The sequence below is a fragment of the Paenibacillus forsythiae T98 genome (assembly GCF_000520735.1).
In the GTDB taxonomy this organism is placed as follows: domain Bacteria; phylum Bacillota; class Bacilli; order Paenibacillales; family Paenibacillaceae; genus Paenibacillus_AQ; species Paenibacillus_AQ forsythiae.
In genome coordinates this window covers 1-9,067 of the sequence record NZ_ASSC01000046.1, presented here as the reverse complement: position 1 = coordinate 9,067, position 9,067 = coordinate 1, and the positions used below count along the sequence as shown (strand labels likewise).

Here is a 9,067-nt window from a genome sequence, read left to right as displayed (position 1 = left end):
TCGCGCTGTGTGCCGGTTTTGCGGCGGGCGGGCTGTGGTCGGTGCTTGCCGCCTGGATGGACATGAAGTATAAAGTGAATTTGTTGATTTCGACCTTATTAATGAATTATATTGCAACGCTATTCGCCGGTTATATCGTATCCGGGCCATTCAAGGACACCAGCGGCTCGGCGGGGCTTTCGCAGACCTCCATGATCGTTCAGGGCGCCTGGCTGCCCAAGCTGGTTGACGGGATGAGCGTGCATGCGGGATTCTTGCTTGCTGCCGGGTTGACGATTTGCTCGGTTCTGCTGTTTCGTTACACGATTATTGGCTATGAGGTGAAGATGCTCGGTCAAAATCCGTCTTTCGCTCTCTACGGCGGCATTAACCGGCTGAAGCTCATGCTCTTCAGCATGCTTGCCAGCGGCGGCTTGGCCGGACTGGCCGGCGGAGTTGAGGTGCTGGGGATGCAGTATCGTTTCGTAGACGGCGCCTTGACGATGCCGGGTTATGCATGGACCGCGCTGATGGCGGCGCTGCTTGCGAATGCCCATCCTGCCGGGACAGCGGTCTGTTCCGTTCTGCTCGCGGCGCTTCAGACTGGTGCGGCAGGGATGGAGAGGAACACAAATATCCCGGTAGAATTGTCAACCGTTATTCAAGCCGTGCTCATTTTATTCATATCGGTCAAGTTCAGCTATTCGTTTATGAGGCGGAGAAAAGTGAGGGGAAAATATGAATCAAATCATTGATATCTCTCTGCTCAATTCCATAATCCGTATGGTGACGCCTATTCTCCTGGCCGCCCTGGGCGGGGCGCTCTGCGCGAGGGCCGGTCTCTTTAATGTGGGTCTGGAGGGAATGATTCTGGTCGGGGCATTCGGAGCGGTGCTTGGCAACTACCTCCTGGGGAATCTGGGGCTTGCCGTTTTGTTCGCGGTTGGCTGCGTGCTGATTTTTTCACTCCTGTACGGCTATTTCACCATTCATTTGAAGGCGAATGTCATTGTGGTCGGGATAGCCATCAACTTCCTGGCCATGGGCCTGACGACTTTTTTACTAAGCGCGATCTTTCACGTGAAGGGGGCGTACTATAATAAAGATATGGAGGGGCTGCCCCTATGGAATATTCCGATCTTGAGCAAGATCCCTGTTCTGGGCGAGGTCCTATCCGGGTATTCCCCGATTGTATTCAGCGCATTTCTGCTCGTGATCGTTCTCCATTTGTTTCTGTACCGGACGGTAGCAGGCTTCCGCTTCAGCTCGGTCGGACAAAGCCTGATTGTCGCTCAGAGCACAGGCATTAAGGTGCGCCGTTACCAGTATGCGGCCGTCTTGACATGCGGTGTGCTGTGCGGGCTGGCGGGAGCCCAGCTTTCGCTTGGACAGGTGACAATGTTTGCCGAAGGGATGACATCCGGAAGAGGCTTTATTGCTCTAGTAGCCATGATGCTGGGTCAGGCGAATCCGCTCGGTATTATGGGCTCAAGCTTACTCTTCGGCCTGATGGACGCGCTCAGTGTACGGATGCAGGGCTTATGGCTGCCGACACCGTTTACGATGATGCTTCCTTATGCCGTCACGATTGCAGCGATGTTCTTTTTTAAGGATAAAAGCTATTTGCACGGAGGCTCCAGCAGCTCCAGATAATGCATCGGCCGCGCGATTTCAATAACAATTGGTGTCTTGCGGCTTCTGTGGTACACTCAAAATAAACTGTGCGAGTTGGTGGGATTACAATTGTTGGCCGCTGAGAGAAGGACTAAGATTATTAACATGCTGCTGGAGCAGGGATACGTATTAGTTACGGAGCTTAGCAAGTCGCTAAACGTTTCGGAAGAGACAATCAGGCGTGATTTAGGCAAGCTGGAGAAGGAAAATCTGCTGACCCGTACGCACGGCGGGGCTTTTATTGATGAAGGCATTACGTCCGACATTCCGGTTGGTATTCGGGAGCGCGCATATCTTCAGGGCAAGGATTGGATCGGTGAAAAGGTTGTCGATCTGATCAACAGCGGGGATACGCTGATGCTGGATTCCAGCACCACTTCTCTTCACATCGCCAGGAAAATCAAAAGCAAAAAAAATTTAACGGTGATTACGAATTCCTTCAAGGCTCAGATGGAGCTATCCTCCGCTGAAGACATCAAGATTATTTCGACGGGCGGCATTCTGCGTCAGCACTCGCTGTCGTATGTCGGGCATGCGGCAACAAGGGCGCTGTCCAACTATTTTGCGGATACGGCGATCATATCATGCTCCGGTATTCATCCGGATAAAGGGATTTCGGATTCCAACGAATATGAAGCCGAAATGCGCAAAATTATGCTGAAGAATGCGGAGTATAAAATATTGGCGGTTGACACCACCAAGCTAAACAAGCTGGGCTTTATGTTCATTGCCGATTTTACGGCGATCAACAAGGTTGTGGTGGACAAAAAGCTGCCTGCTGACTGGGTTCAGTTATTTGAACGGCTCAATATTGAGTACGATGACCGGGAGCTGCCGCCAGACGGATGGGAGACGGCTCAATAATCGCCGGCGTCTGGCTGCCGTTCATCGGCGCTATCCAGGCCGGATGGTCCCGCCCGGAATGCTCTATCGGCTTAAAATCCGGGGGCGGCTATCAGAAGCTGCTTCGTGCCGTTAGGGTCTTGGCTGCCCGGACAGGAGGCCGCAGCGGCGCAAGAAAGCCGTCAGACCCATCAACGGGCTTCACCGCGCTTCCGCCGCGTATCACCCGGGCCGGCCTCCCCAATGCCTCTGAGGACAGGGCGGCGCTATTTCTGCCGCAGACGCCCCAGCTCGGAGACAATCTCCTCTACCTGAGAAATGCTGAGCCTGTCACTGCTCATGACCACCTCGTAAATATCCTTGATATCCTCGTATTGCTCGACCGAGAAGGCGGAGGACTGCATCGCAGCCGCGCTGGCCATTTTCAGTTTGGCTTTAATCCCCTCAATCATATACTCCACATTGTTCTGGCTCGGATTGGATAAATCCATAGTCTTCGCAACATCCCTTCGCTAACTGTTTGTCCTCCATTCTACCATGATTGCCGCACGGAGGCATCCTGCTTTGTCCAATATTAAGCCATTAGCCGCAGACTGCCTGGAATGATGCTCATTAGCGGGGCGGGACGGCCTCCCGGGACGAAGATTCATTTCTTCTCACTGATAGCGGATTATTGTAGAATGGAAAGAAAATTGGAGAATCATGCAGCTTTCACTTGCCGGGAGCGGATATTGCCAAGCATAGTGGGAAGAGGGAGGAGATGACGGAAATGGCAATCGGGGAATATGGCCCTGAAGGGAAAAGGCGGAAACAGGACGCGCATGGTCTGGTTTCGTTCTTTCGGGAAATTTCGGACAGGTATTTACCGGAAGAGGTTGCCTTCCTCTGTATTGGAACGGACCGCTCTACGGGCGATGCGCTGGGTCCTTTGACGGGTAGCCGACTGCGGGAATACGGGTTCCCGCATGTTGTCGGCACCCTTCCGTCTCCTTGCGACGCTGACAATTTAACGAAACGGATCGCAGAAATTCCGCCGGAGCTAGTCGTTATCGCCGTGGACGCCTGCCTCGGGCCGCATGCTGCCGTGGGCTATTATTTTGCTTCCGGCGAGCCGCTGCATCCCGCAAGATCGATAGGGCGGAGTCTGCCTGCTGTCGGCCGCTACAGCCTGGCCGCCGTCGTTGACGCAAGTGGACCGAGGCCGTACCGGACGCTTCAGACCACGCCGCTTTACCGAGTGATGGGCATGGCGGAAGCGATTGCCGCCGCAGCGGCCTCGGGATTCGGTCTGGTGCGATGAGGAGTTTCAATTCCGCCGGTTTGGATTAAATAATTACTACCTAATCAGGTAGATTATAAGAAATAGAAGGAGGCTGTCATGGAAACGGTGCGTTGCGAGGGAAGCCACATTTGCTACAGCGATCAAGGGCAGGGCGAAGTTATTGTTCTGCTTCACGGTTTCTGCGGCAGCGCGGAATATTGGGAGAAGGTTATCCCGATTTTGAGCGGGAGCTACCGGGTTATAGCGCCCGATCTGCGGGGACACGGTTCTTCCGAAGCGCCTCTTGGCGCATATACGATTGAACAAATGGCCGATGATGTGCTTGCGTTGCTGGACGCTCTGGATATTCCAAAGGTTACGCTGCTGGGCCACTCCTTGGGCGGATATATCACCCTGTCGTTCGCGCAGCGGTATGCCGAGCGTCTGAATGCCTTCGGGCTGATTCATTCCACCGCCTACCCGGACAGCAGCGAAGCGAAGGAGAAGCGGCTCAAGGCGGTCGCTGCGATCCAGTCGGAGGGAATCACCGATTTTGTAGATGGATTCGTGCCCGGACTATTCGCGCCCGAGACGGCGAAATCCTCGCCGGAGCTGCTGCAGCGCGTCCGGGAGATTGGCTTCAAGACGCCGCCCCAGGGAGCGATTGGCGCCGCCCTGGCCATGCGGGAGCGCCCCGACCGGCGCGATGTGATATCCGCCAGCGAGCTGCCGATTCTGCTTGTAGCCGGCGAGAAGGACGGTCTGGTGCCGGTGGAGAGAACCTTTACGTCGGACAAGCGGAACATAACGAAGGCGGTCATTTCCGGCGCAGGCCATATGAGCCTGTTTGAAGAGCCGGAGCAGCTGGCCGATGTGATTAAGGATTTTGCGGCCGTATTGGTAAAATAACGGTGAATGTATGAAAGAGGGCGCATGCCCTCTTTTTTCGCTTTTTTCCGTTCATGTTCATAGTCAGTCCGGGTCGCTCCGAAGTGCACCAGATCCTCGAATTTGTCCCCGCCTCAACATATGCTTTTTAAAACCCCCTTCGCCAAGGTATTGGAACCAGTCTCTCTTTCTCAAATTTCGCGCGCCGGCAGAGCGGTGGAATTGCACGGGATAATGGGTTAAGATAAACCGTAAAGCTTATACTGCGGAGGGAGGAAAAACGGATGTTCCGCAGAGATTACCTCGTCCGGATGATCGAGGACATGACGGGCATGATCGCCAAGGTATTTGCTCTGAAGCAGGAGCGTAAGACCACGGAAGCGTTATGGGAGGTAGACGAGTTGCTGAACAAGCATTTCAGGCTGAACTCGCGCCTGCTGAATTCGCTGTCCGTGGAGGATATTATTGAAATGTTCCGCCTGGGCGGAGGAATAGAAAGCGACAAGCTCCAGGGAATGGCCCGCCTGCTGTATGAAGAGGGAACTGTACATGCGTCTGCGGGCAATCTTCCCGAAGCGCTGCCAAGGATGATGAAGGCGCTGCACCTGTATCTGTATGCCGCGCTTCACGGCGCCGACCTTGAATTGCTGGGTTTGCCGAAGGAAATTGACGATTGCTTGCGGGAGGTGGAGGCCTACCGGCTTCCGGCGAAGACCGAACGGCTCCTTATGGCCTATATGGAATCCATCGGGCGCTATGGCAAGGCGGAGGATTCGCTCTACCGTCTGCTGGAGCAGGGCGAGCCGGTCGCGAAGGAAGGCGAGGAGCTGTATGACCGGCTGCTGGGCAAAGATCCCGGCGAGCTGGAGCGGGGCAATCTTCCGCTAGAGGAAGTAAGGCAGGGACGGCAGGAGTGGCTTAAGCTGAATAGACAGACGAAGGAGACCGGTACCTCATGAGCGTCCCCATTTATATTGTAGATGCCTTTACCGAGCATGCCTTTGCGGGCAATCCGGCGGCCGTATGCCTGCTGGAGCAGCCCGCCTCCGAAGAGTTCATGGCGCGGACGGCTGCCGAAATGAATCTGTCGGAAACGGCGTTTCTGTGGCCGGAGAACGGAGGGTACCGGCTCCGCTGGTTTACTCCGGCGGCCGAGGTGAAGCTGTGCGGGCATGCTACGCTCGCCAGCGCCCATACCCTGTGGGAGACCGGACGCCTTCCTCGCGAGAAGCGGGCGGAATTTCACACCCTGAGCGGTCTGCTGACGGCGGAGCGGAGCGAAGGCGGGATTACGCTGTGCTTCCCCGCTTACGAGCTGATCCCGGCGGAGCCGCTTCCAGGGCTTGCAGCCGCGCTTGGAGTGGAAGATAAGGATATGGAAGAAGTATTTTTCTATGCCGATAACGCGCTGGTCCGCCTTCCTGATGAATCTGCGGTAAGAAGCCTCAACCCGGACTTCGCCGCGCTGAAGGGCCTGCCGCCCCGTGCCGTTGCGGTAACCGCCGAGGGCGGCGGGGAGGGGATTGATTTTGTTTCCCGCTTCTTTGCGCCCGGCATTGGCGTGAACGAGGACCCGGTAACCGGCTCCGCGCATACGGCTCTGGCCCCTTTCTGGGCGGAGAGGCTGAAGCGCCGGGAACTGACCGCTTACCAGGCGTCCCGTCGCGGCGGCGTACTCAAGCTGAAATTAAGCGAAGACAAAGTCTTCCTGACCGGGCAGGCGGTGACGGTGGTCAGCGGATTGTTCCATGCCCGGCCCTAGAGTGAGCCGATGGAGGAATCAAACGTCAGCCGCCAAGACAACGTAGGCTCCATTTTATTAATTGAAAGCGGGTTATGATTGTGGAATCCCTGATTAGTCTGATTGAACGAATCACCACTGACCGTTCCCTGATTGCGGGAACTCTGAGCCAGTTGCGCAAAAAGGAAGGCGTCCCTTATACCAAAGTGGGCATCAAGCCCGTGCAGCTTAAAAATGGACTGCATTACCAGTTTGCCTACTATACCGGCTCCCAGGTGGAGCATAGGAATATTCCCGCCGAATCTGCGGCGAAGGAACTAGAATCGCTGTTGGGCGAAACTTTCCGTCAGGGGCTGCTCTGTACGGCGGAAGCGGATTACCAGGTGCTCATCAGCAAAAAGCAAAAAGTGACGATCCTGACCAAACCGCCGACGAAAAAAGCGGCCGCAGACCTCTCCCACAACCGTCGCAAGCGCTATGTGCTGGAGGAGGGCGAGCCGGTGCCGTTTCTCATCGAGCTTGGCATTATGAATGACAGCGGAAAGGTGCATGCGAAGAAATATGACAAGTTCCGCCAGATCAACCGCTTCCTTGAGATGGTCGAAGACGTGCTGCCTTCTCTGCCGGCGGGCAGGCCGCTTACCATCGTCGATTTCGGCTGTGGCAAATCGTATTTGACGTTTGCGCTGTATCACTATCTGGCCGTTCGGGAAAAGCGGGAGCTGAACATTGTCGGACTGGATCTCAAAGCCGATGTTATTGCCCATTGCGGCGCTCTGGCGGACAAGCTGGGCTATGACAAGCTCTCTTTTCTCGTCGGCGATATTGCCGAGTACAACGAGCTGGACCGGGTGGATATGGTCGTTACGCTGCATGCCTGCGATACCGCGACCGACGCCGCGCTGGAAAAAGCGGTGCGCTGGGGCGCCTCGGTCATCCTGTCGGTGCCTTGCTGCCAGCATGAGCTGTTCGCCCAGATTGACAATGAAATCATGGAGCCACTGCTGTCGCACGGCATTCTCAAGGAGCGCTTCTCGGCGCTTGCGACTGACGCGATCCGGGCAAAGCTGCTTGACCTCATGGGCTACCGCACCCAACTCCTCGAATTTATCGATATGGAGCACACGCCCAAAAATATATTGATCCGAGCGGTACAAAGCGGCGGCGGCGATTCTCGCGCCAAATGGCGCGAATATGCGGCGTTCCGCGATTTTCTGGGCGCAAAGCCTTACCTGGAGCGCGCCTGCGCCGACCTGCTTCCCGGGGATGCAGCCGAATCGAAGATTCATTGAAATTTACCGCAAAATATATACGCCGATCCCGGTTGGGAAAGGGCAGCCTTCTGTGTGGGAGGCTGTTTTTTATTGCTTGAGAGCAGGGGAACCTTATAATAATCATAATGCTGTAGTTGGACATAAAGCACATAGATATCAATGGGTAAACGGTAAGAGAAGCAAATAATAGTAAAGGAGCGAAGGGCATTGTCTGATATTCACGATAACGAAATCATATCTTATAAAGTAAATTTAAAAAATCATACTCTGACTTTGCTGACTGTTGGAGATCATGCATCCGAAACTCAGGTTTTGTTTAGTGGAGTGTTAGCTCATATGTTTGAAACACAATTAGAAGGCAGTATCATCATGGATATTCAGAAATACGAGTTGGAGTATTTTATAAGAAACAATTTTGACCTGTTGGAGAAACAAAAGAAATCTAGCTGGCCTTTAGATTATAAAACAAGCGAGGAACTCTACAATATACTTCTTAGTGAGAAGTATATCTACTATGTGGTCTTCTCTTCATACGGGCTAAGTGGATGGGTATTGGCAAAAGATTTAGAAATAGTTAACATATGCACTTTGGAGTAACATTAAATGGTGGGAGGAAATAAATGGACAATACAAACGTTAAAGTTCAATTTAATATTATTGGTGAGGATTTTTGTCCCACTGAAGCTACAGATCGATTGCAGGTCATTCCGACGAAATATTGGGTTAAAGGAGATGGGATACCCGGAAAGAGTATGTGTAGAAAATAATGTAAAGCCGTCAATGTACTTTAACCATGACTTCATCGAGTTTGTTAGTGAAATTAATGCTGAGTTCTATATTGATCTCTATATATATTCATAATATGGATGGATTCAACTGGCCTCGGAGCTTCGGCTTCGAGGCGTTTTTACGTATAGAGGATTATGTGGTTTCCCAAGGGGAAAAACCGGCAACAATGAAGCTAATCAACCACTCGGGAGACAAAGTGATGCGAAAGAGCGGCAGGTGCGAAAAGTGGACTGCAAAGGTAGGGTTTACGGATTTATGCGCGGTTATGGCTGCTGGGCTTGCGGCAGCGGCTTGCCTGAGGCGGGGACTGTTTTTCTCTGAGGATTGGTATCCTATTCTGACCGTCTGGTTCTTGCTGTGCGGAGCTGCTGCGGCAAGCCGACTTCAAGGGGACGCTCAGCGGCAGTCAGGAGGATTCGGGTATACTGGCAGGGCGAGGAAGGCGGAGCGCGGACTCTCGGGAGATTCAGAACGGGCGGAGGGAGGCAAAGCTGCGGGAAAAGGGAACCTGGCTCAGACGGTTATGCTGGGCGGGCCGATGATGATGGCTGGATTGTATGCCGCCGCCTGGCTGAAAGGTCCGCTGTCGGCACAAGGAACCATGAATGAGCTGCTGCG

The 9,067-nt window shown here is 53.9% G+C and carries 11 protein-coding genes; 10 read left to right on the top strand and 1 reads right to left on the bottom strand.

All coding sequences use genetic code 11. The features are described from left to right. The 3 genes from L692_RS0101830 to L692_RS0101820 all read left to right on the top strand — a co-directional run. Positions 1 to 734, top strand: a 734-nt coding sequence (locus L692_RS0101830) for an ABC transporter permease (RefSeq protein ID WP_025696672.1), incomplete at its 5' end; no start/stop codon positions are given. Next, positions 718 to 1,632 (top strand): ABC transporter permease, encoded by a 915-nt coding sequence (locus L692_RS0101825; RefSeq protein ID WP_025696670.1) that lies wholly within the window; start codon positions 718 to 720, stop codon positions 1,630 to 1,632. The genes L692_RS0101830 and L692_RS0101825, both read left to right, overlap by 17 nt. A 90-nt stretch (positions 1,633 to 1,722) precedes the next feature. Further along, positions 1,723 to 2,517: a DeoR/GlpR family DNA-binding transcription regulator gene (locus L692_RS0101820; RefSeq protein WP_025696669.1), complete on the top strand. Its 795-nt coding sequence runs from the start codon at positions 1,723 to 1,725 to the stop codon at positions 2,515 to 2,517. 245 nt (positions 2,518 to 2,762) lie between these two features. Here L692_RS0101820 and L692_RS0101815 read toward each other — a convergent pair whose 3' ends face one another. Beyond that, positions 2,763 to 2,987, bottom strand: coding sequence for a DUF1128 family protein (locus L692_RS0101815; RefSeq protein WP_025696667.1), 225 nt, complete (start codon positions 2,985 to 2,987; stop codon positions 2,763 to 2,765). 269 nt (positions 2,988 to 3,256) lie between these two features. On the opposite strand from L692_RS0101815, the gene yyaC reads away from it, so the two are divergent. The 7 genes from yyaC to L692_RS27550 form a co-directional block, all read left to right on the top strand. Further along, positions 3,257 to 3,796 (top strand): spore protease YyaC, encoded by a 540-nt coding sequence (gene yyaC, locus L692_RS0101810; protein WP_025696665.1) that lies wholly within the window; start codon positions 3,257 to 3,259, stop codon positions 3,794 to 3,796. Positions 3,797 to 3,874: 78 nt separating this feature from the next. Continuing rightward, complete coding sequence (locus tag L692_RS0101805) at positions 3,875 to 4,666, top strand: alpha/beta fold hydrolase (RefSeq protein ID WP_025696663.1); 792 nt, start codon at positions 3,875 to 3,877, stop codon at positions 4,664 to 4,666. Positions 4,667 to 4,929: 263 nt separating this feature from the next. Next, on the top strand, positions 4,930 to 5,604 hold the full coding sequence (locus tag L692_RS0101800) for a DUF6483 family protein (protein ID WP_025696661.1): 675 nt from the start codon (positions 4,930 to 4,932) through the stop codon (positions 5,602 to 5,604). Continuing rightward, positions 5,601 to 6,407: a PhzF family phenazine biosynthesis protein gene (locus tag L692_RS0101795; RefSeq protein WP_025696659.1), complete on the top strand. Its 807-nt coding sequence runs from the start codon at positions 5,601 to 5,603 to the stop codon at positions 6,405 to 6,407. Before L692_RS0101800 ends, L692_RS0101795 begins: the two co-directional genes overlap by 4 nt. Positions 6,408 to 6,481: 74 nt before the next feature. After that, a complete protein-coding gene (locus L692_RS0101790) occupies positions 6,482 to 7,678 on the top strand; it encodes a class I SAM-dependent methyltransferase (RefSeq protein WP_036721410.1) in 1,197 nt (398 codons plus the stop codon). A 189-nt stretch (positions 7,679 to 7,867) separates the two neighbouring features. Beyond that, positions 7,868 to 8,257 carry a hypothetical protein gene (locus tag L692_RS0101785; protein ID WP_025696655.1) on the top strand — a complete coding sequence of 130 codons (390 nt, stop codon included), beginning with the start codon at positions 7,868 to 7,870 and terminating at the stop codon, positions 8,255 to 8,257. A gap of 358 nt (positions 8,258 to 8,615) precedes the next feature. Next, positions 8,616 to 9,067 (top strand): hypothetical protein (locus tag L692_RS27550; protein ID WP_415752750.1); only part of this gene is annotated, 452 nt, incomplete at its 3' end.